Source organism: Methylobacterium sp. 10, from assembly GCF_000519085.1.
GTDB lineage: Bacteria > Pseudomonadota > Alphaproteobacteria > Rhizobiales > Beijerinckiaceae > Methylobacterium.
Genome location: NZ_KI912577.1, coordinates 2,186,524 through 2,213,430 on the forward strand (window position 1 = coordinate 2,186,524; position 26,907 = coordinate 2,213,430).

Genomic DNA, 26,907 nt, shown 5'->3' on the forward strand with positions numbered 1-26,907 from the left:
TCAGGAAAGATAGTTCGTCAGCGTCAGCTTCGAGAGCATCGAGGTGACCTGATAGCTCGCTTGAAGCTGGTTCTGGAGGGCCAGGAGCTTGGCGGTCACCTCCTCGATGGAGACCGAATCGACACCGTCGAGGCTGTCCTCCAGGGCCGCCCGTGCGGAGCGGTTGTCGGTCTTGGTGTCCGCCATGGTCTTGGCCGCCAGGCTGAGATCACTGGCGATGCTCTGCACGCCTTCGCGGCCGTCGCTGGAAGTGAGGAGCGAACGCGCGCGCTCCGAGACGGCATTGTAGCGCGCCGTTTCCGGCGATCCGGACGTCGAGGGTGTGAAGCTCTGCACCGCGACCTGTGCGATGCCGGCGAGGATTGCACGGATCGGAGCCTCGTTGGCCTGGGCTCCGATGCCGAGCTTGCGGTCGGTGCCGATCTGCACCGTCGCCGTCGTCCTGGGATCGGCCGAGGTGTCGTCGCCGGTGTACCAGATCACGGTCTTCGTGCTGGCTTGCTCGGCGTAGCCGTTTCCATCCTCCGACACGCGGCGCGGCGCGAAACCCTCGGATTTCGACCCGGCGAAGAAATCCTGAGAGGCGCGCGACGCCGAACTCGCCGAGAGGGTCGTGCCCGCCGTCTCCTTGAGCGCGTTCGACAGGGCCTTGGAAATGTTGGCGGCCACGTCGCCGGTCAGGGAGAATTCGGTCGTGGCGGCGGAATCCGCGTTTGCCTTCGCGGTCAGCGTGATCGACTGGGTAGTGCCGTCACGAAGTGCGAGGTTGAAGGTCAGCGTGTCCCCCGCCGCCGGAGGGGCCTTGACGGTGAGCTCCACCGACGCCGGCGTGCCGGTGCCGAAATTCGCCGCGAGGCCGAGAGAGGCCTTGCCCTGGATGCTGGCGACGGGCTGGCCCTCGAATTTCTTGGTCAGGGCGGCGGCGGTCTCGGCGGCCGTGCCGAGCGGGATCGTGTTGGTCGCGTCGACCTGAGGGTTTGCGGTGACGGTCAGGTCGGTGAAGGTCTGGCTCCCATCGGGCTGATTGATCGCGACGCGGATGCGATCGCCCTCCGCGGGCGCGTTGGCCACCGTGAAGGTCACGTCCGGCGCCGTTCCGCCCGTCTTGTCTCCCGCCGTGATGGCCGCCGGGTTCGAGCTGGTGGCCGAGATGAGCTTGAAGCCGAAATTCGCACGCGCTTCCGTGCCCGCCGTGCCTGTGCCTTCCTCACTGACCGTCACGGTGGAGCCCGAGGCACTGGTGGCGATGCGGCCATTGCCGTTCGGGCCGAGATCGGCGGCGATCTGCTCGGTCACCAGAGTCTTGAGACCATCGAGGCCGAGACCGGGAACGCCGTTCAGGATCGCATCCGCCGAAGCCACGGGGGCCGTATCTGAGATCCGTCCGCCGAAGACGTAGTTGCCCGCGACGTCTTGGTTCAACGCGTCCACGGCCGCATCCAGACTGTTCCTGGCAACCTGCGTCACGGTCGACGCCGTTCCAGTCGTGCTGGAATTCAACGATTGTTGCAGGATGCCGCTCAAGGAGGATAGCTGCGTCACCGCCGAGGTGGTGACCGTCACTCGCGTCGTGTTCGCCGTGATGGCGGCATCGTAGCCGTCGAGGGCGCTGAGGGACGCGTGAGCGCTCAGGCTGGTGGTCCGCGCCGCGCCGATCCCGCCATACGTCTCGGCGGTGCGACCGCTGGCGAGTTGGGTGGACAACGCGTCGAGACGCGCTTTCTGGCTGACCAGGTTCGCGGTGTTGCGATCCTGGACGTAGGTGCCGGCCGTAAAGGCGGTGATCGTCATCGTGACCTCGGCGTTAGGGTCTTCAAGCGGTCAACCGGTTGAAGACGCCGGAGAATCGACCCGAACAGTGGAGGCCACGTTTCGGAAGAACCGAATGGAGGAGAAGACCTGTGGCAACTGCGCGGACACGATGTCCGCGACGACGCCCTAGATCCGTAGGAGCGTATCCAGCATGTCGCGTGCGGCGGTGAGCACGCGGGCATTGGCGGTGTAGGCCGTCTGCAATCCGACGAGCATCGACATCTCCTCGTCGATCTTGACGCCGGACGTGCTCGCGAACCGGCCCTGCGCCGTCGCGAGCGCGATGCTCTGCCCTTCGTCGAGATTCTGCGCGGTCGCCGCAGCGGCGCCCTGGGCGTCGATGATCTTTTGGGCGAAGCCCTGCACGGAGGAGTCGTAGGGCGCGCTGATGCCGCCGATCCCGCTCGCCGCCGAGAAGGTCCGGTTCGCGCTCGTGAGGGCATCGAACAGGTATTGCGGTCTCGTCGGTTCGCTGCCCTGGGTTCCCGGCGCAAACTTCACCAGCGTTTCCGTCTTGGCGATCACCGCCGGATTCACGGCGATGCGCTGGGCGAAGCCCGTCAGCTGCGAGCCGCCATCGAACGACCCGGTATAGAGGCGGGCCTTGCCGCCGCCATCGACGAAGAGCGGGATCTGCGGTTTGCCGTTCGTGACATCGTCCGGCGACGTCGACTGGGTGACGCTGGCCTTGATCCCCAGGATCGTCGGGGCGCCGCTGGTCGGTGACAGGATTCGGACACCGCCTTTACCGACATCGGGGACGGACGTCACGGTGAAGGGCGAGCCGAGGGCGGCGGCGATCGCCGTGCCAAAGGTGGCCGAGTCGCTGCCTACCGTGAACGGGACGATGGTCGCCAGCGGATCGGCGACATCGGCCCGGTTCACCGACGCGGCCGGGTCTAGGTTGGACGGGACCAGGATCACGTTGCGCTGTGCGCCGTTCGTATCCTTGAGGGTGATCGTGATGGCGTTGCCGGCGCTCAGGCCGGTGAGGTCGATGTCGAATCCAGCCCCGGCCGCTGCCGATGCGGGCGTGCCGACCGCCGACGTGTCGGACAGCGACCGCGACAGGCCCGCCGCCAGATCGTCGAGCTGGCGCTGGGCCTGGGGCAGAACCGTGTCGCGCAGCTCGATCCCGGCGGCCAGCGAGCCCGAACGGATCGCGTTCGAGGCGACGAGATCGATCGTGCCGCCTCCTGGGGTGGTCGCCGTGATGGTTCCGACACTGCGTTGGGCCGGATCCGTGGAGTAGGCATCCTCGGGACCGAGCGTCCCGCGACCGTCGAAGCTCAGGCTCGCCGCGCTGGCCCGGTCAACCAGCGTCATCCCGGACGTGGTGATGACCGTGACGGTCCCATCGCGCTGCACGGAGGCCTGGACGTCGAGATAGCCGGAGAGGGAATTGAGGGCTTGGTCGCGCTGATCGAGGAGGGCGACCTTGGACCCATCGTCGCTGGTGGCGGCGATCTTGCTATTGAGCTGCGCGATGGACGAAAGCAGGCCGCTCGCCGCGGCCGTATCGTTGGCAAGCTGGCTCTCGGTTGCGCTGCGCAGGGACTGGACCCCCTCCGCGATGCCCCCGATCTTCGTCGCGAGGTTGGATGCTGCCGCGACGACGGAAGAGCGGGCGGGGGCGGATGACGGGTCCGCCCCGAGGGTCTGCAGCGCCAGGGTGAAGTTGTTGACCACGCCGTCGAGGGCGCTCGTGGTACCCGGTATTCCGTAGAGCTTGTCGAGTTGGGTCCGGACGTCCGCCATCATCCCGGTATAGGACGCGCCGGACGTCTCGAGCCGCAGCTGCTTCACCGAATTCTCGTCGATGATCCTGTTGATCGTCCCGATGGCGACGCCGGAATTGCCGGGCCCCTGGGCGACGGTGTCGAGCGTGCGCCGGACATAACCGGTTGTGCCGACATTCGCGATGTTCTGCGAGACGATGCCGATGGCGGCCTGAGTGGTCTTCAGGCCGGCCGCGGCCGTGTTCAGCGCTGTGAACGACACGGTCGCCCTCCCTCTACGTCACCGGAAACCCCAGACCTCAGCGGATGATGTTGATCAACGAGGACATCATATCCTGCGCGGTCGAAATGACCTTCGTATTCGCAGAGTAGGCCTGTTGGGTTACGATCATCTTTGAAAATTCGCTCGCAATGTCCGTATTCGACTGCTCGATGTTCTGGCCTTCGATCGTCGTGGCGTTGAGGCCCGTAACCGGAGCTCCGGAGTCGAGGGTCTGCCGATAGTTGCCTGACGAATCGGCCTTCAGTCCATCGGGGTTCGTGAACTGTACCACCTTGATCTTGGCCAAAGAAACGGTGTTCCCGTTGCTGTAGCTACCCAGGACTTCTCCGGTTTCACTGACTGAGAGGCTGTTCAATGTGCCTGAGCTAAAGCCGTCCTGCCTCTGAATGGAGGGAGATATTCCACCCGCGTTATGAGCGGTCAAACCGCCCTCGCCGTACTTAAATGAGATCGTGCCGAGATTGATGTCGTCGACAGTAAGATTCGCGATATTGACGGCATCTGCGTTGGGACTCGTAAGTTTTCCGCTGCCATCGAATTGGAAGGCGGTGCCTGAATTTGTCCAAGTTGAGTTAATTCCCCCATTCGTACTGCTATTTGCATAATATAGATTCCATACGTCGCTCTTGGCAGGAGTATCTCCAACCGCAGGCGACGCATCTTGGACTTTCGCCCATCGTGTATTCACATCGACAGGTGCTCCGCTGGCAGAGTATGCGGTCAGCGAGGGACCTGCGAGGCTGCCGGCCAGGAGGACAGCAGCATCCTTGGCGGTGACGGATCCTACCCTGGCGGTAGCATCCACATTGGTGGGATTGGTCGAATCCGTGAATGTCTTTCCCACGAGAGATACCGTAGGCGTTTTCGGCAGATTGGCAGAATACTCAATGGTGCTGGTTGGTTTGGCCGGCACGGGCAAGGTCGAGATTTGGATTGGGCCTTCGCCCGTAGCGAGCCCAGTGGCTGGATCAAGACTAGTTCCGGTTAGGTAAGCGCCGCCACCATTGCGGAGATAGCCTTCAGCGTCTTTGGTAAAATCGCCCCGGCGCGTGTAGAGGTTGCCCGGCGAAAACGAGGTCTGACCATTGACGTCGCTAGTCTTCGTCTGCACGGCGAAGAAGCCTGGGCCGTTCAGGGCCATGTTGGTCGGAATCTCGGTCGAGATAATGTTGCCCTGAATCGAATTGGTCAGGACCGAGTTCGCCCTGACGCTGCCGGAGACCTGGCGGTTGGGCGCCTGCTCGGCGACGAGGTCGACGAAGCTGGTATCGACCCGCTTGAAGCCCGTCGTCTGCGAGTTGGCGATGTTGCCGGAGATGTTCTCGAGGGAAAAGCCCTGGGCCTTCATGCCCGAGACCGCCGTCTGCAACGCTGAAAACACATCCATGGCCGGCAACCTTTGTTGAAAATGACGTGGACCGAAATTGGTTCATGCCATCATCCGCAAGCGGAATGCCAAATCTAAACCATTGATTTTAAGTGGTAGTTTTTCAGGACGGCCGGCAAGAAGCGACATTTTCCGGAAATGCCCCGGCAGCTTTTGCCGGTTTCGTGGTAAGGCAAGCTCGCTGTTTACCCAGCGTTATGCCTGGGTCGGTTATCGTCGGGCCGTGGCGCAACGGAGAGGAATCATGAAGAGCAAGCGGACGACCCTCGTCCACCTCATCTATTTCTCGCGCCTGAACCTCGCCGCCGACGCGGCCGGCCGGACTCGCCAGCTCGGAGAGATCACGCGGCAGGCGCAGAAGAAGAACGAATTCTCCGTCATCACCAGCTTCATGCTGGTGGAACAGAATTTCGCGGCCCAGATCATCGAGGGTGAGCGCACCTCGGTGAACGACACGTTCGGACGGATCAGCAACGATACCCGGCATCGCGACGTCCAGATCGTCGAGTGGCGTGAGATCGTGAAGCGGGAATTCGTCAATTCGTTCGTGACCGTCATGCGCAACCCGGCGAACGACGCGACCTTCCAGAAGGCCGGCCTGCTGCCGATGTTTCAGCGCGGCACTCCGAAAGGCGGGGTGATTCATTCCCTCGCCATTGCCCTGCAGGCCGAATCGCTGGCCAAGCAGGGCATCGACCACCTATTCGTCTGATGCGTCGTCTTAGCCTTCCTGACGTCGGATATCCGAGCTTGAGCTTCGAAAGCCCATGAGTGAGACGCCACCGATCCTGATCGTCGACGATCAGGAGAAACTGCTGAAGCTCGTCATCCTGCTGATGACGCGGATCGGTTTCCCCGATGTCGACGGCGTGACCAGCGGTCCCGAGGCGCTGGAGCGCCTGCGCGAGCGCAAATACGCCCTCGTGATCTCGGACCTGATGATGGAGCCGATGGACGGGCTGACGCTCCTGCGCGAGATCCGCGGCGACGACGCGCTCATGAACACGCCCTTCATCCTCACCGAAGCCTCGTTCGATTTCGAGGACATCAACCTCGCGCACCAGGCCGGCGCGGACGCCTTCATCCTGAAGCCGTTCGACATGTCGGTGCTGAAGTCGAAGCTGAAGCAGGTGATCAATCGCAAGCCGCGCCGCCGAGAAGCGCCGCTTGCGGCGGAATCCACCTTGAACGTCGATTTCCCAATGCTCGGCAAGTTCTGATCGCAGCTGGCCACCGCAGGGGCGTCGCCGGACTCAGGTCATCACGAGCACTGGGAGAGGTATCGCCCGTCGTCCGGGGGAGATTCAGTCCAGCGCCTGCGCCATCGCGACGAAGCCCGCCACCGGGACCTCCTCCGCCCTCGCCGTCTCTGGGATGCCCGCCGCGTCGAGCAAACGAGCCGGATCGGGTGTGGCGGCCTTCAGGCTTTGGCGGAGCATCTTGCGGCGTTGGCCAAATGCCGCTCGCGTCACTTGTTCGAGGGCCTTCACCGAACAGGGCAGGGGGGCGCGCCTGGGCTTCAAGTGAACGACGCTCGATGTCACCTTGGGCGGCGGCACGAAGGCCGAGGGCGCCACGTCGAACAGGATGTTCGCCTCGGTGCGCCAACCGCAGAGGACGCCGAGACGACCGTAATTCGCCCGGTCGGACTCGTCCGCGACGATCCGCTCGGCGACCTCGCGCTGGAACATCAGGGTGAGGGAGTCCCACCAGGGCGGCCAGACCGCTTCGGTGAGCCACCCCGTCAGCAGCGGCGTCCCGACATTGTAGGGAAGGTTGGCGACGATCCGCACCGGCCCATCGCCCACGAGGGGGCGCGGATCGAACTTCAATGCGTCGGCATCGACCACATCGAGGCGGCCCGGATAATGGGCGGCGATCTCGGCCAGCGCCGGTAGGGCGCGGGGATCGCGCTCGATGGCGACCACGCGGGCGGCGCCGGCAGAGAGGAGGGCGCGGGTCAGGCCGCCGGGGCCCGGCCCCACCTCCACCACGGTGACCCCTTCCAGGGGGCCGGCGGCGCGGGCGATCCGCCCGGTGAGGTTGAGGTCGAACAGGAAGTTCTGCCCTAGCGCCTTCTTCGGTGCCAAGTCGTGTTTCAGCACCACGTCGCGCAGGGGGGGAAGTCCGTCCTCGCTCACGAGTGCTGTCCCGCAAGTCTTGCGGCGAGTCGCAGGGCGCCCATGAGGCTGTCCGGCCGCGCCACGCCCTTGCCCGCGATGTCGAAGGCGGTGCCGTGATCGGGTGAGGTCCGGATGAAGGGCAGGCCCAGCGTGACGTTGACGCCATCGTCGAAGGCGATGGTCTTGATCGGGATCAGGGCCTGGTCGTGGGTCGGCGTCAGCGCGACGTCGTATGCGGCCCGGGCGCGAGGATGGAACAGCGTGTCCGCCGGAAGCGGGCCTCTGATGTTAATCCCTTCGTCCTGAAGCTGCGCCACGGCGGGTTCGAGCACGTCGCGGTCTTCCGTCCCCATGGTGCCGGCCTCGCCCGCATGCGGGTTCAGCCCCGACAGCACGAGGCGGGGATGGGGGATGCCGAAGCGCTCCGTCAGGTCCCGCGCCACGATGCGGGCGGTCCGGACCACGAGGTCCTGCGTCAGCAGATCGGGCACGCGGCGCAGGGCGACGTGGATCGTCACCGGCACCACGGCCAGGGTCTCGCTCCACAGCATCATCACGGGAAGCGGCGCGGCCTTGCCGGGCTCGGCCGCCAGGGCCGCGAGGAACTCGGTATGGCCTGGATAGGCGAAGCCGACGCTGGTGAGGACGTATTTCGCGATGGGATTGGTGACGAGGGCGATCGCCTCGCCAGACCGGACCAGGCCGACCGCCGTCATGATCGATTCGAGGGTCGCGCCGGCATCGGCCGCATTGGGCCGTCCCGCCACCGCACCGACGCGGGCGCCGCTCGGCAGGGGCATCACCGGAAGCGCGCGGGGAAAGACCTCCACCGCGAGATCGGAGCCGACTTCCGCCACCGGGACCTGAAAGCCGAGACCGCTCGCCCGCGCCTCAATGAAATCGGGATCGCCGATGAGAAAGAACGGTGGAAGCCCGGCGCCCTCATCCCGTGCAAGCCACGCCATGAGCGCGATCTCGGGCCCGATGCCGGCGGGATCGCCCATCGTGAGCGCAATGGGTCTGTGCACCGTCATGGCCTGTTGTCGTTGCCGGATGAAGGCGAGGCCGGGCTCTCGCCCAATCTCACCGGGTGGCCGCGATGCCGTCGGCCGTGCTCGCGATGTTGACGTTCTGGCGCAGGTCGACTTCGCCGAGGGTCTTCAACTCGATGCGTAGCAGCACGGTGCGGTTGCGCTCCGTCACTCCGAGAGCCGCGGCCGTCGGAGAGACGATGTAGTTGAGCGAGAAGGTGGTGCACTCGTCCTGATAACCGCCGCCGACGCTCAGGCCCGCGAGGTTGGCGCGGCCGGGATTGGTGTAGACAGGCGTCGCGCCCACGGGATTGGCGAGATAGGAGGTGTAGGCGTTGGCGAAGGTATCGCGCACGTCGAGATAGTGCGTGAGATCGACCAGGGCCGAGCCGGTCACGAACCAGTTCGGGGTGATGTGGTAGGTTGCCGACGCGGTCAGGCCCTCTCGCCGGTTGTTGAATCCCAGGAATGGCTGAGCGGCGTAGTAGGAATAGAACATCGACAGGTCGATGGGAGCGAAGGGGGCGAGGCGCGCGATGACGCCCGTCTCCAGGCGATTGACCGAGAAGTCCCGCTGCTCGAACCGCGCGCGGGTGACGAAGGTGATGTTCTGGTTCGGCGACAGCTGGAATCGTCCGACGTAATCGGATTGCCGCCGCTCCAGGCCGGAATCGAGACCGACATTGGCGAGATCGCCGCGTCGGAACGAGTTGACCCCGGCGACCTGGATGGATTCGCCGAACATGACGTTGGCGTACCAGCCCGACGGCGTCACCACCGAGTATTGCGCGCCGAGATTGGTGCGCACTCCGCCTTCGACACGATCGTAGCCGGAGAACTTATCCCACTCGAACAGGGACGTGTCGTCGAAGACGAGACTCTGTGCGTCCTCGTTGGGCAGGCGGCCGATATGCGTCTCGCTCGGACGGATCACGACCTGTGCGATGGGTTCGAGGGTGTGGACGCCGAGGGGGCCGAAATTGCTCACGAAGGGATAGCGGTAATCGAGCCCCACTGCCGGCATCACCCGGCCCGAGAAATCCGAATCCGTGGTGCTGATCGTCTGCGCCAGGGCGTTCTGATAGCCGGAATTGCGCGGGTCGACGAAGAAGGCGTCCGTGCGCAGGTAGGCGAAGGGCGTGAAGACCTGGCCGGCATCGTCGATGAAAGTTCGGCGCCACGAGAGCTGCGCGGATGCGCGCGTGTTGCTCCCCGACAGACCGCGGATGATGCAGGTGCTCCGCGTGAACGTGGTGCAGGTCTCGTAGAGCGAATAGGTCGTCCCGTTGACCGTGGGGTTGAAGTAGTAGGAGCCCGTGCGGGGGATCGCCTGGAAGTCCGTGGCCTCGCGATCGAGATGGGTGATGTTCGCCTCGAAGCGTACTTCGCCGCCGAGGAAGCCGGGACCGTTGATGCGCTTGTCGTAATCGATCACCGGCGCGACGACCGGCTGCTCCTTCTGCCAATCGTAGCTCGACAGGCCCTTGAAATAGTAGGCGCGCGCCTCGAACCACGAGCGGTCGCCCTGGCCGATCAGGTAGGCCGTAGACACCGCCTCACGGAAGTAATCCGTCGTGATGCTCGAATTCCGGACGCGGTAATTGTCGAGGAACCACTTGTCGGTGACGCCGACCACGTCCCAGCCCGTGCGCCAGCGGTCGTTGATGTAGAACTGGCCCTTGGACTCGATCGAGCCGCGGAAGTCGCGGTCTCCCGCGCCGAGCGGGCCGGGGAGGAAGGCGCTGGGCGTCGTCTGGAAGATGCCGCTGGCACGAATGGTGTAAGTTCCGGTCTCGAGCCGGTGACGCAGCTCGCCCTGGCCGAGAAGCCCCTGCTCGCTCAGGAAGGACGGCGTCAAGGTGATGTCGAAATTCGGAGCGACGTTGATGAAGAACGGCGTCGAGATGCCACTGCCGAGGGCGGTGGACGTGATGAAGCGCGGCGTGAGGAAGCCGGTCTTGCGCTTCACCGTCGGATCCGGCGCCTCGAAATACGGCAGGTAGCCGACGGGGATGCCGGCGATCTCGAGGGTCGATTCCTCGAAGCCGATCGTGTGCGTCTCGTTGTTGTGGATGATCTTGGCGGCGCGCACCTGCCATAGCGGCGGCGTCTCCGGATTGTTCTTGCACGGCTCGCAGGCGGTATAGGTGCCGGATTCGAAGGTCGTCTGTTCTCCGTCCACCCGCTCGCCGCGCGGCGCGGAGAAGCGCGTTCGCACCGGCTGGCCCCGCATCTCCACGGTCTGCTGGATGCGCAGGGCGTCGACGAATCCGTTCCGGAAATCGTCCGTCAGCTCCATCGTATCGCCGGTCACGACGGCGCCGGTCTCGTCAGTGAGACGAACATTGCCCTCGGCGAAGACACGGCTGCTGGCCCGGTCATAGCGCACGCGGTCGGCCTGCAGGGTGCGCGGGCCGTAATGCAGTTCGGCATTGCCGCGCGCCGTGACGGTGTTGTTGTCGTTGTCGTAGATCAGCTCGGCGGCCTCGACGAGGAGACGCTCGGCCGGCTTACCCGTGGGGGCAGGCACGGGCTGCGCTGCAGCTTTCGGCGCTGCAGCCTTGCGGGCCTGGCCCTTGTCACTCCGGCCGGCTGCCTGCGCGCTCGCACCTTCGGTGCCGAGCGTGAGCGCGGCGCCGGAGACGAACGCCAGCAACCCGGCGAGCTTCGCGATGTCGGAGACTGTACGCAACCCGTGTCCCAACCTCTGCCTCGGCCTCGTTTCGCGTCCCGTCACCGACAACGGCATCAGCCGTCCTCCTGATAGAGAAGCGTGAGCGTACCGAGAAGACTCCCTACCACGGCCGGGAACCATGCCGCCACCGGGGGCGACACGATGCCTGATGCGCCGAGGCCCTCCATGACCTGCCGCGCGACGTAGAGGAAGAACCCCGCCGCCACACCGCCAAGCACAAGCTTGCCCACTCCACCAAAGCGGAAGAACCTTAAGGAAACGCTGGCTGCCACGAGCACCATGGCAACGAAGAGAACGGGCCTCGCCATGAGGACATCATACTGGAGTCGGTAGCGCGTCGCATCCAACCCCGCTCTCTCCGTGCGTGCGATGGTCTCATTCAGTTGCCAGAATGGCACAGATTCCGGGGGTGTGAAGCGCTGCTTCACCTGTCCGGGGTCGAGGTTCGAGGCGAGGATATAGGTGTCGTAACCCTCGGGAGGCTGGCCCTTGGCAAGGAGCCGCGCGTCCTGAAGCGTCCAGTATCCGTCATGCAGCGTCGCCCGCGCGGCCTCGATCTGTGACAGAAAGACCCCGGCCTCGTCGAACGTATAGACCGATACGCCGGCCAGGGTGGTGGTGCCCTCGATCGCCGTCCCGGCGCGCAGGATCGCCTGTCCGTCGAGGCTGTTCTGGCGAATCCATAGATCCTTGCCGGAATTCGCCTTCGTGGATTTCGCGAAGATCCTCGCCTCGATCTCGGTTGAGCGCTGCTTCATCGCGGCGGAGACCGGATTGTAGATCCCCACCGTGAAGGCGCCGATGGCCAGCGCCACCAGGATGCCGGGCTGGAGGAACTGCCAGGCGGAGATGCCCGCGGCCCGCGCCACCACGAGTTCGAGCTTGCGCGACAGCTGAAGCAGCGCCGCCATGGAGCCGAACAGAATCGCGAAGGGCAGCACGCCCTCGGCCACCGCCGGGGTGCGATAGAGCGAGAGCTGCGCCATCAAACTTGTGGACGCCCCTTCGGTGTCGCCCGCCCGCCGCAGCAATTCGACGAAATCCAGGGTGTAGACCAGGGCGAAAACGGTGATGAACACGCCGAGCACCGTGCGCAGGAAGCGCAGAGCGAAGTAGCGTCCGAGGGTGAAGCCGATCATCATGGCGCCGGCCTCACCCATCGCCGAGGCGCGGCCGGCGCATCACGGTGCGGCCGAGATTCGAGAGGGTCTTGGAGACGCGCGCGTTCCAGTTCCGCACCGCGGCTCCGTTGAAGACGACGAGGCAGGAGATCGCCAGCGCCAGAGCCGGGGCGGCATAGATCGCGATCACGGCCCCCTGGCTTCGCACCGCCGCGCTGCTGGCGGCAAAGCCCGCGATGCGCAGGACGATGACGGCGACGACGGCGCCCGCCATGGCGAGGCCTCGCCCCTGGCGCGTCGTGCGTGGGTCGCCCAAAGCGGCGAAGGCGATGAGCGTCAGGGCGAGAGGGTAGAGCCAGGCCGATAGTCGGTCATGCACCTCGGCGCGGAAGCGGCCCTTCTGCGACTGGTAATAGGTTTCGCTCGTGTCGGGGAAGAGGAGCTGCGCGGTCGACCGTTCGCGCGGCTTGTAGACGATCTCGCCGTCCGGCGGGGTGAAGGCCGCGAGGTCCACCGTATAGCGCTCGAAGGTGATGATCGAGGAATCCCGTGAATCCTTCTGCTGCCGGTGGATGCTGCCCTTCTCGAGGGCGAGATAGCTCTGGCCCTCGTAATCTACAGCCTGACCCTGCTCGGCGAGATAGACCACCGTCTTTCCGGCCTCGCGCTTGTCCTGGATGAAGATGCCCTGCAGCGTTCCGCCCGGGCCGCGCTCGCGGAAATGGAAGGTGATGCCGCTGTCGAGCTCGGTGAACTGGCCCTCCTTCACCACATTCGCGATGAAGTCGCCGCGCACGCGGGTCAGCACGTCGCGCAGTTCCTGGAACGAAGTCGGCATCACCTGGATCGTCAGGAAGGCGACGCCGGCGCTCACGATGAGCCCCAGGGTGAGGAACGGGCGAAGAATGCGCCGCGGCTGCATGCCGGCGGCCGACATGACGATGAGCTCGGAATCGCCGTTCAGCCGGTTCAGGGCGTAGACCACGGCGATGAAAAGGGCCACGGGCGCGATCACGGTGATCAGCGTCGGCACCGACAATCCAGTGATCAGGAAGAAGACGATGAGGGTCTGGCCCTTGGCCGTGATCAGGTCGAGTTCGCGCAGGGCCTGCGTCACCCAGATCGTGCCCGTGAGGCCGATCAGGCAAGCGAGGAAGGCGCCGGCCGCGATCCTGAAAATGTAGCGCTCGATCTGCGTCATCGGATCTCGTGGCGGGCCCTACCCACGGCTTGCGTGGGACGCGTCCCACGGGCCTTCCTCATGCCCCCCGGCATCGCACCCGTCCACCGATGTCGATCGCCTTGGGACGCTTCAAATCGGGCGGTTTCGCGGCGGCCGGGTCGCGTTGCGTTCTTCGCATCAATGGGTACACAGGGAGCGTCGCGGTGCCGCGTGTCGGGCCGCACGGACCAATCCAGACCTTCGGAAAGCTTGACTTATGGCGGACGGTATCACGATCGCATTCGGGCCGCTCGGTTCGGTCGGCCAGGGCGACATCGTTCTCTTCGTCGGCGACGATCTGGCCCTCTCGCCCGCGGTCGCGCAGGCCCTGGGCCGTGGCGCGTCCGACCTGGTGGCGCGCGCCGCCGCGAGCGAGCGGTTCAAGGGCAAGTCGCTGACCTCCCTGGCGCTCCCGGCCCCGGCCGGGATCGATGCCGACCGGCTCCTCGTCATCGGCCTCGGTTCGGAGAAGGACCGCGCCAAGATCGATTGGCCGGCGCTCGGCGGCTATGCCGCGAGCAAGGTCAGCGGCCGCCAAGCCCATGTCGCCCTCGACTGGCCCGGCTCCTCGGTGAGCCCCGCGAACGCCGCCGACTTCGCCCTCGGCGCGCGTCTGCGCGTCTACAGCTTCGACCGCTACAAGACGAAGAAGAAGCCGGAGGGCGAGGAAGGCCGCGTCACCGCGCTCACCCTCATGGTCGCCGACCCCTCGGCGGCGGAGGCGGCCTCCAAGGTCTCGGAGGCGGTGGCAGGGGGCGTTCTGCTCGCGCGCGAACTCATCAACGAACCGCCGAACGTTCTCTACCCCGAGGAATTCGCGCGGCGCGCCGAGGAATTGACCAAGCTCGGCGTCGAGGTCGAGGTTCTCGGCCCCGGCAAGCTCGAGGCCCTCGGCATGGGAGCGCTCCTGGCCGTCGCACAGGGTTCCACGCGTGAAGCCCGCGTCGTCGTCATGCGATGGAACGGCGGTGACGACGCGGCCGAAGCGCCGATCGCCTTCATCGGCAAGGGCGTCTGTTTCGATTCCGGCGGTATCTCGATCAAGTCCGCCGGCGGCATGGAAGACATGAAGGGCGATATGGGCGGCGCCGCCTGTGTCGTCGGCACGATGTTCGCGCTCGCCTCGCGCAAGGCGAAGGTCAACGCCATCGGCGCCATCGGCATCGTCGAGAACATGCCGGACGGCAACGCCATGCGCCCGGCCGACATCGTCACCTCCATGTCCGGCCAGACGATCGAGATCATCAACACCGATGCCGAGGGGCGCCTCGTCCTCGCCGACGTGATCTGGCACGTGCAGAGCGCCTACAAGCCGAAATTCATGATCGATCTGGCGACGCTCACCGGGGCGATCATCGTCGCCCTCGGCCAGGACATCGCCGGCATGTTCTCCAATGACGATGCGCTCGCGGCCAAGATTGCCGCCGCTAGCGAGGCCACCGGCGAGGCGGTGTGGCGGATGCCGCTGATCCCGGCCTACGACAAGGCCATCGACTCGAAATTCGCCGACATGAAGAACACCGGCGGGCGCCATGGCGGCGCGGCCACCGCCGCCTCGTTCATCAAGCGGTACGTCAACGACGTGCCCTGGGCGCATCTCGACATCGCCGGCGTCGCGATGTCGTCGAGCCCCAGCGAGATCAACCGCAGCTGGGGCGCCGGCTGGGGCGTGCGCCTCCTCGACCGGCTTGTGCGCGACAATTACGAGGCGTGATGCCATCCGGCGGAGCGTCCGCGGCCCGGCCTCCCCGGGCTGACGCGTTTTCCCCAGCCGCCGCGGCCTTTCCTCTTGCTGCGGCGGGCTTGGCTGTCTGCGCGACCGGCGTGACCGGTCTGAGTCAGGCCTCCGCGCTGCCGCCCGAGATCGCAGCGCGGTTCTACGGATTCTTCCTGCAGCAGTACCCGCTCTTCACCTTCGCGCTGATCTACGCCCTGGCGCGGATCGTCTCGATGGCAGCGACGAGCATCGCGTCACGTCTCCGGCGCGTCGCCGGTGTCCTGGTGGGGGCCGCGCTGCTCCTCGCCCTCAGCCTCTATCCGACCTTCGGCGGTCTCGTCCTCCGCGCGGGCTTTGCCACCGGTGGCATGACCTTCCTCACCTACCAGCCGATGAGCGCCGCCTATGCCATCGGTGCAGCAGCATCGGCCTTCGTGTTCGGCTCGGCTTTGGCGGTGAGCGCGATCCTGATCGGCAATCGTGCCTCCACGGCATCGTGGGGACGTCGCCTGGCGACCGGCCTCTTCCGCGGCGGTACGGGTTTTCTTGCCCTGTGGTTCGCCTTCGCGGTGATCGGGCAGGCGCATACGGCCGGTTTCGGCCCCTGGCCCCGCCGTGATCTGTCGGCCGGCGAGACAGGAGTCGGAGTGTCTCTGGTCCTCGCCGCGTTTCTGCCCCATGCCATACTGGTCTGGCTGGCGCTTCGTGACAGATCCCGGCGGAAGAAACCCGTTGCGGCATCAATTGCGGCTTGATCCGGTGCACGGGACACCGGAAAGATAGTTTACATATGAACGAAGGTGGTACCAAGCCACCCCGCGCATCAAAGGGAGGATCGAGATGATCCAAGGCATGGCCCAAGGGCCGGTTTCCGTGCGCCCATGGCTTTCCATGTATCCACCCGGCGTCCCGGCCGAGATCGATGTCGCGAGCCAACGCACCCTCGTGGACATCCTGCGCCTCGGCACGACGGAATGCGCTGCGCGCCCGGCGATCCGATGTTTCGGCAAGTCCGTCACCTATGCCGAACTCGGCACTTCCGCCGACGCGATCGCGGCCTGGCTGGTCGCCGAAGGGTTCGTGAAGGGCGACCGGATCGCCATCATGATGCCGAACGTGCCGGCCTATCCGGCGGCGATCTACGGAATCCTGCTGGCCGGTTGCGTCGTGGTCAACGTCAACCCGCTCTACACCCCGCGTGAACTGACGGTGCAGATCAACGATTCGGGGGCTCGGGCGCTCTTCGTGCTCGAGAACTTCGCCCATACCGTCGCCAGTGCGGGCGCCGATATCGATCTCGACCGCATCGTAGTCGCCGGCCCGGGTGACGGGCTCGGCCTGAAGGGCCGGATCGTCGATCTCGTCTCACGCCATATCAAGAAGGCGGTGCCTCCCTATCGTTTGCCTGCGGGTAAGATGCTGCGCTTCGACACGGTCCTGCGCCATGGGCGAAGCCTGCCGAAAGCATCCGTCACGGTCGGGGCGCAGGATCTCGCGTTCCTGCAATATACCGGAGGGACGACGGGGGCCGCCAAGGCAGCGATGCTGACCCATGCCAACGTCGTTGCCAACGTGGCTCAGTGCCGGGTCTGGTTCTGCGTGTCGGAGGCCGATGGGGTCGAACGGGTGATGGTCACGGCCTTGCCGCTCTATCACATCTTCGCCCTCACCGGCTGCTTCTTCCTGTTCATGAGTATCGGCGGATGCTGCCTGCTCATTCCCAATCCCCGTGATGTGGACGGGTTCGTGAAGACCCTGAAGGGCAACCGCTTCACGCATTTCTCCGGGGTGAACACGCTGTTCAACCTGCTCAACAACCATCCGAAGATCGCGGAGGTGGATTTCTCCAGGATCCACTTCATCATCGCCGGCGGCATGGCCGTGCAGGCCCCCGTGGCGGCCAAGTGGAAAGCGATCACGGGCAAGTCCATCGTCGAGGGCTACGGACTCTCCGAGACCTCGCCCGTGGTCTGCGTGAACGATCCGCAGGCGGATTGGACCGGCACGATCGGCTTCCCGATTCCGTCTACCGATGTGGCGATCCGCGATGCCGAGGGCAGGGACGTCCTCCCCGGCGAACCCGGCGAGCTCTGCGTGCGCGGCCCGCAGGTGATGGTCGGCTACTGGAAGCGGCCGGACGAGACCTCGCGGGCGACGACCAGTGACGGGTATTTCCGCACCGGCGACGTGGCAATTCTCCAGGCGGATGGACAGGTGCGTATCGTCGACCGGATGAAGGACATGATCCTGGTCTCGGGCTTCAACGTCTACCCGAACGAGGTGGAGGAAATCCTCGTCGGCCATCCCGGCGTGCTCGAATGCGCCGTGGTCGGTACGCCATGCGAGGAGACCGGCGAAATGGTCGTCGCGCATGTGGTGCTCAAGGACAGCAGCGTCGGCGTCGAGGCGCTGCGGACCTACGCGCGCCAGCAGCTCACCGGCTACAAGGTGCCGAGGCGCGTGGTCTTCCACGACGCGCTGCCGAAGACCAATGTCGGCAAGGTGCTGCGCCGGGCCCTGCGCGACGCGGCGCCGCGCCCCTGACGAGCCCGCCGATGTAACCGGCGACGGCGTCTTGCCGAACGGTGACGATAGGCCCCGCTTGCACGGATGGGCGGCGGGGCCGATCTTCGCGGGACGAGGCCGCCCCGCGCGGCCACCCCTTCTTTGTTCGAGGACGCCATATGTACATCAAGCGGACACGCGGCTGGGAAATGCCTGAGCGCCTCGCCACGCCCGAGAGCGTCTTCCTGAACCGTCGGGCGTTGCTGGGTGGAGCCGCCGGCCTCGCTGCGACCTCTCTTGTCGGCGTGGAGGGCGCATTCGCCGCCGCCGACTCAACAAGCGGTCTCTATCCGGCAGCGCGGAACGAGACGTACACGCTGGACCGTCCGCTGACCGCCGAGAAGTTCTCGGCCGATTACAACAACTTCTATGAGTTCGGTACGTCCAAGACCGTGCTGCCTGCGGCTAACGCCCTCAAGACGCGGCCCTGGACCATCAAGATCGACGGTTTGGTCGAAAAGCCGTTCGAGATCGGGATCGACGATCTCGTTCGGAAGATGAGCCTGGAAGAGCGCCTCTACCGCCACCGTTGCGTCGAAGCCTGGTCGATGTCGGTTCCCTGGACGGGGTTCCCGCTTTCGAGGCTCGTCGCTTTGGCAAAGCCGGCATCGGGGGCCAAGTACCTCCGCATGGAGACGTTCATGGACAAATCCATGGCTCCGGGGCAGCGCTCGTTCCTGTACCCCTGGCCCTATGTGGAAGGGCTGACGATGGCGGAGGCCAACAACGACCTCGCCTTCGTCGCCACCGGTATCTACGGCAAGCCGCTGGCCAACCAGTTCGGTGCGCCGATCCGGCTTGCGGTGCCGTGGAAGTATGGCTTCAAATCGGTGAAGTCGATCGTGAAACTGTCGTTCGTCGCAGAGCGGCCGAAGACCTTCTGGGAAGGCCTTCAGGCTTCGGAGTACGGCTTCTGGGCCAATGTGAATCCGGCGGTCTCGCATCCGCGCTGGAGCCAGGCGTCGGAGCGCGTGCTCGGCACCGACCAGCGCGTTCCGACGCTGATCTACAACGGCTACGGCGAGCAGGTGGCCGGGCTCTACAAGGGTCTTGAGAACGAGCGACTGTTCGTCTGAGCGGGCTTCCGGTCAGTAAGTCCAGCGTTGGGCCTTGGCCACGAGGAAATCTCGGAAGGCCTGCACCCGGGCGACGGAGCGCATCTCCTCGGCATAGACGAGGTAGCTTTCCATATGCGGCATCTCGACGTCGCGCAGGACCTGCATGAGACCGGTCTGCCCCTCCACGGCGTAGTCGGGGAGGATGCCGATGCCGGCGCCGGTCTCCATCGCCTTCTGCAGGGCGGCGATGTTGTTCACCGTGAAGTGGATCGTCCGCCGTTCCTGGCCCTCGCGGCCCACAGTCGAGAGCCAGTGGGTCGCCAGCAAGTAGGACGGCTCGTTGCCGCCGAAGGAGACGAGGCGGTGGTTGTCGAGATCCGCGATCGCCTTAGGCTCGCCGAACCGCTTCACGTAATCAGCCGACGCGAAGGCATGGTAGTGCACCGTGAAGAGCCGGCGCTGGATCAGGTCGGGCTGGGCCGGGCGCCGCATCCGGACGGCGACGTCCGCCTCGCGCATGGCGAGGTCGAGTTCCTCGTTGGTGAGGATGAGTTCGACACGCACGTCGGGATAGAGGTCGAGGAACTCGGCGACGCGCTGGGCCAGCCAGGAGGTGCCAAGTCCCGTCGTCGTCGTCACCTTGAGGTCGCCGCTCGGCCGCTCGCTCGTCTCCACCAGCCGCGCCCTGGTGTTCTCCAGGCGCAGCTTCATATCCCGCGCCGCCCGGAACAGCAGGTCGCCCTGCTCGGTCAGGATGAGGCCGCGCGCATGGCGATGGAAGAGAGGGGCCTTCAACTCCCGTTCGAGGGCGCTGATCTGACGGCTCACCGCCGATTGGCTCAGGCCGATATCGTCGCCCGCGCGGGTGAAGCTGCCGGCTTCGGCAACGTTGAGGAAGATCCGGATCTTGTCCCAGTCCACGGCGTCCAACCCCCTCCCGCAGCCCCGTGCCGACGGCCGGACGCCCGAAGCCGGACCCGCTACGGGCTGGCTTCGGTCCCTGCCGTGTCTCGGCGTGCCCGGCCGCCGTTTCATGCGGTTCGGCCGGTCAACATGGGACGCCGAGCCGATGGAACTCGGCTCACGCTGGTTTTAGGACAACGATCTTGCGATTAGGTTGATGCCCGACGCAAGGCGCCGAATAAAGATTTCCCTATTCCGCTGCAGCCTGCTGTGGGGTTTCGCCGAGTTCGAGGGCCGCGAGGTATTTTTCCGCTTCCAGGGCCGCCATGCAGCCCATGCCTGCCGCGGTGATCGCCTGCCGGTAGACGTCGTCCGTCACGTCGCCGGCGGCATAGACACCGGGGATCGCCGTCTCGGTGGTGCCCGGCTTCGTCTCGATATAACCGCCATGGCGCATGGCGAGCTGTCCCTCGAAGATCCCCGTCGCGGGCTGATGCCCGATGGCGACGAAGATGCCGTCCGCCTTGAGCTCCGTGATCGCGCCCGAGCGCACGTCCTTCAAGCGCAGATGCGTGACCGAGGGGGGTGCCTGTGTGCCACAGATCTCCTCGATCGCGTGGTGCCAGACCACCTGGACGTTGGGATGCTTGAACAGGCGCTCCTGCAGGATACGCTCGGCTCGGAACTCACCCCGGCGGTGCACCACCGTGACCTTCGCGGCGAGGTTGGCAAGGTAGAGCGCCTCCTCGACGGCGGTATTGCCGCCGCCCACCACCACGACTTCTTTGCCGCGAAAGAAGAACCCGTCGCAGGTGGCGCAGGCCGATACGCCAAAGCCCTGGAACTTGGCCTCGGAGGGCAGACCGAGCCACTTCGCCTGTGCGCCGGTAGCGATGATGAGCGAGTCGCAGGTGTAGGTCTCGCCGGAATCCGCCTCCAGATGGAACGGCCGCGCCTGCAGGTCGACCTTGGTGATATATTCGGAGACGATCTTGGTGCCCACATGCTCGGCCTGGAGCCGCATCTGCTCCATCAGCCATGGACCCTGGATCGGGTCGGCGAAGCCCGGATAATTCTCGACATCGGTGGTGATCATGAGCTGGCCGCCGGGCTGGAAGCCGGAGATCAGAAGCGGCTCGACCATGGCGCGGGCTGCATAGATGGCGGCGGTGTAGCCGGCGGGGCCTGAGCCGATGATGATGAGCTTGGAATGGTGAGGGGCCATGGTTCGGACGTCTCCTACGGCCGCGACGCAGGTGCCAACCCGGCGCGGTGCTCGATATAGGCGCGGGCCATAGCTTCTGCGATGGCCGGCGTCGCGTCGAGGGGGGTGTAATGCAACTCTTCCAGGCGACCGGTGAAGGGCTTCAGGGCGCCCACCATGGCCAATCCGGCGAAGAGTCGCCTGTGCCGAATGTAGGTCTTCGGGAGATCGAAGAGAAGCACCGGCGCACCGCTGCTCACTGCTTCCCCCACCATGTTGGCGGAATCCGACGTGACCACGATGGCGTCGGCGAGGGCGAGCAACGATACGTAGGGGTTCGCCCCCGAACCGTCCCAGAAGAAGCCGCCCTTCTCCGCGACGAGGCGCTGAAGTGCGGTCCGAAGGGGCGGCGGCGTCCGGCGGGACACCGTGAGCATCAGCGACGATCCGCCATCGGCGAGTTTCGTCAAGCGGGCGAGCAGCCGCTTCATGTCGGCGGAACGATAGCTGAGATGGCGGCTGTCGCCGCCGATCAGGACCGCGACACGAGGTCCTGGCAATCGCACGAGGCGCGGGTCGGGGGAGCGGCGCGCCGCTGCCAGCCGTGCCGCCGTCACCTGATGCGGCGCCGTCAGGGTCGTGAACACGTTCGGCCCGCGAAGATCGTCGTAATCCGGCACCCAGATGAAGTCCGCCGTATCCTGGCCCGTCCGGGGATCCTTCAGGAAAGCGGTGAAGGTCCGGCCTTTCGACGCCTTTCGGATCGCGCGGAGATAGGGCACCGCGCGGCGTCCCGAGGCGATCACGATCTCGGGAAACGGGCCGGCCAGAGCACCGCCGCGAAGGCCAGGACGGTCGCGCGGATCGATCGGTCCCCACGGGGCGAGCCAGCCGAAGGGGGGGCGGGGGGCCACGCGGTGGATCTCGAAATCGAGGCCGAGGGTCTCCGCGAGACCGATGCACTGGTTCTCGTCACCGGCCTTGCCGTCGGTGACGATCCACGTGCCCACATGGGCCAAGTTGGCGGCGAGGCCGGGGCCGAGGTCATCTCCAGCAGATCGCATCACGCCGGACGCTCCCGATATCGACATGGCGGCGTCAGTTCGACGGGAATGCCCGGCGCAACCAGCCGGCATAATGCTGGGCGATCGCGGCAACGCGGCGACGTTCCGAATCCGGATCGTACCAGGCCCCGCCTGAGCTCGACGGCAGCGCAGATAGCTGCGGATGTCGGGCCAGAACCTCGCCGCGTTGGCCGACGATCAGGGCTTCCCCGTCGAGATAGTCGGATTGCGAGCCGCCGCCGAATCCGCTTCGGCCTCCCTCGCTCCCGGTATAGGGCCGGAGCGACAGGCTCTTGATCCTCACCACCAGGACCGGTCCGGCGCCTCCGATCCTGTCCGCGAACTCCCGGTTCAGCGCGCCGAGGAGATCGTCACGCAAGGCTTCGGCAGGAGCGCCCCCGCCCTGTGCCAGGAGCAGCCCCACATCGACGCGGATCGCCGACAGGCGCGTGGCCCCGATGGACGACAGACCCTCGGCTAGAGCAGGAAATGCCATGGCCAGGATGGCGACGAAGCCGATCCACGCCGGCCGCCAGCCCGTGACGGACCGGCCGAATGCGGTCTGGCGCATGGTCTGAGCCTCGGGCGTCAAACGCCGTATTGGACCGCGACGACCTCATAGGATTTGCCACCCCCGGGGGTCGTCACCTCCACCGTGTCCCCGACGCCCTTGCCGATGAGGGCGCGGGCGATGGGAGAGGTGATCGAGACCAGCCCTGAACGGACGTCGGCCTCCGGCTCGCCAACGAGCTGGTAGGTCTTCTCTTCCTCGGTATCCTCGTCGACGAGCTTCACAGTGGCGCCGAACTTGATCTTGGTGCCCGACAGCTTGGTGACGTCGATGACTTCGGCCCGGGCGATCATGCTCTCGAGCTCCATCACCCGTCCCTCGTTGTGGGACTGAGCCTCCTTGGCGGCATGATACTCGGCATTCTCCGACAGGTCGCCGAGCGCCCGAGCTTCGGAGATGGCCTGGATGATGCGCTGACGCTCCACCTGCTGGCGATGCTTCAGCTCGGCTTCCAGCGCAGCGAACCCGCGCACCGTCATCGGAACCTTGTCTATCGTCATCGTCTCGCGCCACAATGAATAGGCCCGGTCGGGAGCGGAACGCTCCCTCCGGGCCAGAGTAAGATGGTCTTGAAGCCTTGGCATCTGCTGTGTCCGTCAAGACGGGCACGACATCAAATGTTAAGCCGCGAAGTATTCCTGCAAGGCGCGGACTTGGAGATCGCCTTCGAGATAGGCCTTGATCCCCTCGGCCGCGGCCATCGCTCCGGCTAGAGTGGTGTAGTACGGCACTTTATGCAAGAGGGCCGCCCGGCGCAGGGAGCGCGAGTCGGCCAGGGCGCCTGCGCCCTCCGTCGTGTTGAACACGAGCTGGATGTCGCCATTCTTGATCGAATCGACCACGTGCGGCCGGCCCTCCAGCACCTTGTTCACCCGCTCCGTAGGGACGCCGTTCTCCATGAGGTAGCGCTGCGTCCCGCTGGTGGCGACGATGGTGAAACCGGCCTCCGACAACTCCCGGATGGCCGGCAGGATGCGAGCCTTGTCGGCGTCACGGACCGAGACGAACACCGCGCCACTCTTCGGCACGAGGGTGCCCGAGCCGAGCTGGCTTTTAGCGAAGGCGACGCCGAAGCTCGAATCGAGGCCGATAACTTCTCCGGTGGAGCGCATCTCCGGTCCGAGCAGGACATCGACGCCGGGGAAACGGGCGAAGGGGAACACGGCTTCCTTGACGGCGATGTGATCGAGGATCTTGGGCTTGAGCCCGAAACTCGCCAGTGGCTCGCCGGCCATGACGCGCGCCGCGATCTTGGCGATAGGCTCGCCGATGACCTTGGCGACGAAGGGCACCGTGCGGGACGCCCGCGGGTTCACCTCCAGTACGTAGATCGCGCCGTCCTTGATGGCGTATTGCACGTTCATCAGGCCACCGACCTGAAGGGCTAGCGCCATTGCCCTGGTCTGACGCTCCAGCTCGGCGATGGTCTCGGGCGAGAGCGAGCGCGATGGCAGCGAGCAGGCGGAATCGCCCGAATGGATGCCGGCCTCCTCGATGTGCTCCATGATGCCGGCGATGTAGACGTCCTTGCCGTCGCAGATGGCATCCACGTCGATCTCGGTGGCGTCCGACAGGTAGCGGTCGAACAGGAGTGGGTTCTTGCCCAGCACCGTGTTGATCTGGCCGGTCTTGTCGTTGGGGTAGCGGGATTTCACGTCCGACGGGATCAGGCTCGGCAGGGTGTCGAGGAGGTAATCGGCGAACTGGACCTCGTCGCGGATGATCGCCATGGCGCGGCCGCCCAGCACGTAGCTCGGGCGCACCACGAAGGGCAGGCCGAGATCGGAGGCCACGAGGCGGCTCTGCTCGACGGAATAGGCGATGCCGTTCTTCGGCTGCTTCATCCCGAGCTTGTCGAGGAGGCGCTTGAACTGGTCGCGATCCTCGGCGAGATCGATGGCGTCGGGGGAGGTGCCGAGGATCGGCACGCCGGCCGCTTCGAGGGCGCGAGCGAGCTTCAGCGGGGTCTGGCCGCCGAACTGGACGATGACGCCGTGCAGCGTGCCGGCCTGCCGCTCGGTCTCGATGATCTCGAGCACGTCCTCCTGGGTCAGCGGCTCGAAATAGAGGCGGTCGGAGGTGTCGTAGTCGGTGGAGACCGTCTCCGGGTTGCAGTTGACCATGATGGTCTCGTAGCCCGCTTCGGTGAGCGCGAAGCAGGCGTGACAACAGCAATAGTCGAACTCGATGCCCTGGCCGATGCGGTTGGGGCCGCCGCCGAGGATGATGACTTTCTTGGCGTCGGTGGGCTGCGCCTCGTCGACTACGGTGCCGGCAAAGGGGGCTACGTAGGTCGAGTACATGTAGGCGGTGGGCGCCTTGAACTCGGCCGCGCAGGTATCGATGCGCTTGAAGACCGGGCGGACACCGAGGGCACGGCGGGCGGCGCGCACGCTGTCCTCGTCCGTCTTGGCGAGCACCGCGAGGCGAGCATCGGAAAAGCCGGCGGCCTTGAGTTGGCGCAGCGCGCCGGGCGTGTTCGGGATGCCGTGGGCCTTGACCCGGTTCTCAAGGTCGATGATCGCCTGAAGCTGCTCCAGGAACCACGGATCGATCTTGCACGAGGCATGGACCTCCTCGTGGCTGACGCCGAGGCGGAGCGCCTGTCCCACCTTCAGGAGCCGATCCGGCGTCGGCGTGCCCAGAGCGGCCTTGATGGCGTTGTGGTCGTCGCCCTTGCCGAGACCCTCGATCTCGATTTCGTCGAGGCCGGTGAGGCCGGTCTCCAGGGAGCGCAAGGCCTTCTGCAGCGATTCCGCAAAGCAGCGCCCGATGGCCATGGCCTCGCCCACCGACTTCATCGCGGTGGTGAGCGTCGGCTCGGCGCCCGGGAACTTCTCGAAGGCGAAGCGCGGGATCTTGGTGACGACGTAGTCGATCGTCGGCTCGAACGAGGCCGGGGTCGCGCCGCCGGTGATGTCGTTGGCGATCTCGTCGAGGGTGTATCCCACCGCGAGCTTGGCCGCGACCTTGGCGATGGGGAAGCCCGTGGCCTTGGAGGCAAGTGCAGACGAGCGCGACACGCGCGGGTTCATCTCGATGACGATCATCCGGCCGGTGGCCGGGTCGATGGCGAACTGCACGTTCGAGCCGCCGGTCTCCACGCCGATCTCGCGCAGCACCGCGAGCGACGCGTCACGCATCACCTGATATTCCTTGTCCGTGAGCGTCAGGGCCGGCGCCACGGTGATGGAATCGCCGGTATGGACGCCCATCGGATCGATGTTCTCGATGGAGCAGACGATGATGCAGTTGTCGTTCTTATCGCGAACGACCTCCATCTCGTATTCCTTCCAGCCGAGGACGCTCTCCTCGATCAGGACCTCGTTGGTCGGCGAAGCGTCGATGCCGCGCTCGACGATGTCGAGGAATTCTTCTCGGTTGTAGGCGATGCCGCCGCCGGTGCCGCCCATGGTGAAGGAGGGGCGGATGATCGCCGGGAGGCCGACTTCGGCCAGCGCGATGAGGGCCTGCCCGATGGCATGCTCGCCGTAGCGCTTGCGCCGGTCGGATTCGCCCGCATGCCACTTCTTCTCGAACGCGGCGAGGGTGGCCGGGCGGGCGGCCTCGTCGGTGGAGGTCTCGATCCGGGCGATCTCGGCGAGGTACTTTTCGCGATCCACCTTCTTGGCGGCGGACGCGTTGGCGACAGCCGATTTTGGCGTCTCCAGGCCGATCTTGGTCATCGCGTCACGAAACAATTGCCGGTCCTCGGCCTTGTCGATGGCCTCGGCCGTGGCGCCGATCATCTGGACGTCGAATTTTTCGAGAATACCCAGTTTCTTGAGCGACAGGGCACAGTTCAAGGCCGTTTGGCCGCCCATGGTCGGCAGTAGGGCGAAGCCGCCGGGAAGGACGTGACGCTCCTTCTCGATGATCTTGGCGACGATCTCCGGCGTGATCGGCTCGACATAGGTCGCATCCGCCATGTCCGGGTCGGTCATGATGGTCGCCGGGTTCGAATTGACCAGCACGATCCGGTAGCCCTCCTCGCGGAGGGCCTTGCAGGCCTGCGTCCCGGAATAGTCGAACTCGCAGGCCTGCCCGATCACGATCGGACCGGCACCGATGATGAGGATCGTGGAGAGGTCGGTGCGTTTCGGCATCGGGCGCCTTGGCTTGCGGACGCGCGCGTCCGTCAAGCGCGGCGCCACAATCTGGAGCGGGCCGGATATGGACGCGAGCGGCGTGAATGATCGTTAGGGTTCGCGTCTACACGCGGCGGGAGGGTTTTGGAAGAGCGCCGAGAGGCTTGGCGACGATTGTCTCCGCCCCGGACGGCCGCCAGTCTACCGCTAAGAATAATCAAACTATAATAACTTTAAATCTAAGAAGATGCATAATATTGCGCCCTCGAAGGAGCCGTGTAATTGAGACGATCGGCGCCTTGTCGATCTCGAACAAGACTAAAT

Annotated in this window: 20 protein-coding genes; 6 read left to right on the plus strand and 14 right to left on the minus strand. The window is 65.6% G+C overall.

Annotated features, from left to right (window positions below):
* The 3 genes from K368_RS0110040 to K368_RS24320 form a co-directional block, all read right to left on the minus strand.
* On the minus strand, positions 1 to 1,791 hold the full coding sequence (locus tag K368_RS0110040) for a hypothetical protein (protein WP_027172290.1): 1,791 nt from the start codon (positions 1,789 to 1,791) through the stop codon (positions 1 to 3).
* 147 nt (positions 1,792 to 1,938) lie between these two features.
* Positions 1,939 to 3,813, minus strand: coding sequence for a flagellar hook-associated protein FlgK (gene flgK / locus K368_RS0110045; protein WP_027172291.1), 1,875 nt, complete (start codon positions 3,811 to 3,813; stop codon positions 1,939 to 1,941).
* A 37-nt stretch (positions 3,814 to 3,850) separates the two neighbouring features.
* Positions 3,851 to 5,221, minus strand: coding sequence for a flagellar hook-basal body complex protein (locus K368_RS24320; RefSeq protein ID WP_036266872.1), 1,371 nt, complete (start codon positions 5,219 to 5,221; stop codon positions 3,851 to 3,853).
* A gap of 244 nt (positions 5,222 to 5,465) precedes the next feature.
* Between K368_RS24320 and K368_RS0110065 the strand changes: the two genes are divergently transcribed.
* Together K368_RS0110065 and K368_RS0110070 are read left to right on the plus strand one after the other, a co-directional pair.
* Positions 5,466 to 5,933, plus strand: a complete 468-nt coding sequence (locus K368_RS0110065) for a BLUF domain-containing protein (protein ID WP_027172294.1) — start codon at positions 5,466 to 5,468, stop codon at positions 5,931 to 5,933.
* Positions 5,934 to 5,988: 55 nt separating this feature from the next.
* Positions 5,989 to 6,441 (plus strand): response regulator, encoded by a 453-nt coding sequence (locus K368_RS0110070; protein ID WP_027172295.1) that lies wholly within the window; start codon positions 5,989 to 5,991, stop codon positions 6,439 to 6,441.
* 84 nt (positions 6,442 to 6,525) lie between these two features.
* Here K368_RS0110070 and rsmA read toward each other — a convergent pair whose 3' ends face one another.
* Genes rsmA through lptF form a run of 5 tightly spaced genes read right to left on the minus strand, consistent with a single transcriptional unit; the run spans position 6,526 to position 13,392 of the window.
* On the minus strand, positions 6,526 to 7,362 hold the full coding sequence (gene rsmA / locus K368_RS0110075) for a 16S rRNA (adenine(1518)-N(6)/adenine(1519)-N(6))-dimethyltransferase RsmA (RefSeq protein ID WP_027172296.1): 837 nt from the start codon (positions 7,360 to 7,362) through the stop codon (positions 6,526 to 6,528).
* On the minus strand, positions 7,359 to 8,378 hold the full coding sequence (gene pdxA, locus K368_RS0110080) for a 4-hydroxythreonine-4-phosphate dehydrogenase PdxA (RefSeq protein WP_036266164.1): 1,020 nt from the start codon (positions 8,376 to 8,378) through the stop codon (positions 7,359 to 7,361). The genes rsmA and pdxA overlap by 4 nt, the downstream gene beginning before the upstream one ends.
* Positions 8,379 to 8,427: 49 nt before the next feature.
* Complete coding sequence (locus K368_RS0110085) at positions 8,428 to 11,067, minus strand: LPS-assembly protein LptD (RefSeq protein ID WP_027172298.1); 2,640 nt, start codon at positions 11,065 to 11,067, stop codon at positions 8,428 to 8,430.
* 56 nt (positions 11,068 to 11,123) lie between these two features.
* Complete coding sequence (gene lptG, locus K368_RS0110090; RefSeq protein WP_027172299.1) at positions 11,124 to 12,212, minus strand: LPS export ABC transporter permease LptG; 1,089 nt, start codon at positions 12,210 to 12,212, stop codon at positions 11,124 to 11,126.
* Positions 12,213 to 12,222: 10 nt separating this feature from the next.
* The gene (gene lptF, locus K368_RS0110095; protein WP_027172300.1) at positions 12,223 to 13,392 is read right to left on the minus strand and encodes an LPS export ABC transporter permease LptF; all 1,170 of its coding nucleotides are present in this window, start codon (positions 13,390 to 13,392) and stop codon (positions 12,223 to 12,225) included.
* A gap of 238 nt (positions 13,393 to 13,630) precedes the next feature.
* Between lptF and K368_RS0110100 the strand changes: the two genes are divergently transcribed.
* The 4 genes from K368_RS0110100 (at position 13,631) to msrP (ending at position 18,771) form a co-directional block, all read left to right on the plus strand.
* Positions 13,631 to 15,127, plus strand: coding sequence for a leucyl aminopeptidase (locus tag K368_RS0110100; RefSeq protein WP_027172301.1), 1,497 nt, complete (start codon positions 13,631 to 13,633; stop codon positions 15,125 to 15,127).
* Positions 15,128 to 15,237: 110 nt separating this feature from the next.
* Positions 15,238 to 15,885, plus strand: coding sequence for a hypothetical protein (locus K368_RS0110105; RefSeq protein WP_245259552.1), 648 nt, complete (start codon positions 15,238 to 15,240; stop codon positions 15,883 to 15,885).
* A gap of 97 nt (positions 15,886 to 15,982) precedes the next feature.
* Positions 15,983 to 17,674 (plus strand): AMP-binding protein, encoded by a 1,692-nt coding sequence (locus tag K368_RS0110110; RefSeq protein WP_027172303.1) that lies wholly within the window; start codon positions 15,983 to 15,985, stop codon positions 17,672 to 17,674.
* A gap of 140 nt (positions 17,675 to 17,814) precedes the next feature.
* A complete protein-coding gene (msrP, locus tag K368_RS0110115; protein ID WP_027172304.1) occupies positions 17,815 to 18,771 on the plus strand; it encodes a protein-methionine-sulfoxide reductase catalytic subunit MsrP in 957 nt (318 codons plus the stop codon).
* A gap of 12 nt (positions 18,772 to 18,783) precedes the next feature.
* Here msrP and K368_RS0110120 read toward each other — a convergent pair whose 3' ends face one another.
* The 6 genes from K368_RS0110120 to carB all read right to left on the minus strand — a co-directional run bounded on the left by K368_RS0110120 (position 18,784) and on the right by carB (position 26,601).
* Positions 18,784 to 19,674, minus strand: coding sequence for a LysR family transcriptional regulator (locus tag K368_RS0110120; RefSeq protein WP_027172305.1), 891 nt, complete (start codon positions 19,672 to 19,674; stop codon positions 18,784 to 18,786).
* A gap of 232 nt (positions 19,675 to 19,906) precedes the next feature.
* Positions 19,907 to 20,881, minus strand: a complete 975-nt coding sequence (gene trxB, locus K368_RS0110125) for a thioredoxin-disulfide reductase (RefSeq protein ID WP_027172306.1) — start codon at positions 20,879 to 20,881, stop codon at positions 19,907 to 19,909.
* A 14-nt stretch (positions 20,882 to 20,895) separates the two neighbouring features.
* On the minus strand, positions 20,896 to 21,924 hold the full coding sequence (locus K368_RS0110130; protein WP_027172307.1) for a mitochondrial fission ELM1 family protein: 1,029 nt from the start codon (positions 21,922 to 21,924) through the stop codon (positions 20,896 to 20,898).
* Positions 21,925 to 21,958: 34 nt separating this feature from the next.
* Positions 21,959 to 22,495 carry a hypothetical protein gene (locus K368_RS0110135; protein ID WP_051439832.1) on the minus strand — a complete coding sequence of 179 codons (537 nt, stop codon included), beginning with the start codon at positions 22,493 to 22,495 and terminating at the stop codon, positions 21,959 to 21,961.
* 17 nt (positions 22,496 to 22,512) lie between these two features.
* Complete coding sequence (gene greA / locus K368_RS0110140) at positions 22,513 to 22,989, minus strand: transcription elongation factor GreA (protein WP_187273304.1); 477 nt, start codon at positions 22,987 to 22,989, stop codon at positions 22,513 to 22,515.
* 126 nt (positions 22,990 to 23,115) lie between these two features.
* On the minus strand, positions 23,116 to 26,601 hold the full coding sequence (gene carB / locus K368_RS0110145) for a carbamoyl-phosphate synthase large subunit (protein ID WP_027172309.1): 3,486 nt from the start codon (positions 26,599 to 26,601) through the stop codon (positions 23,116 to 23,118).
* Positions 26,602 to 26,907: the final 306 nt, after the last annotated feature.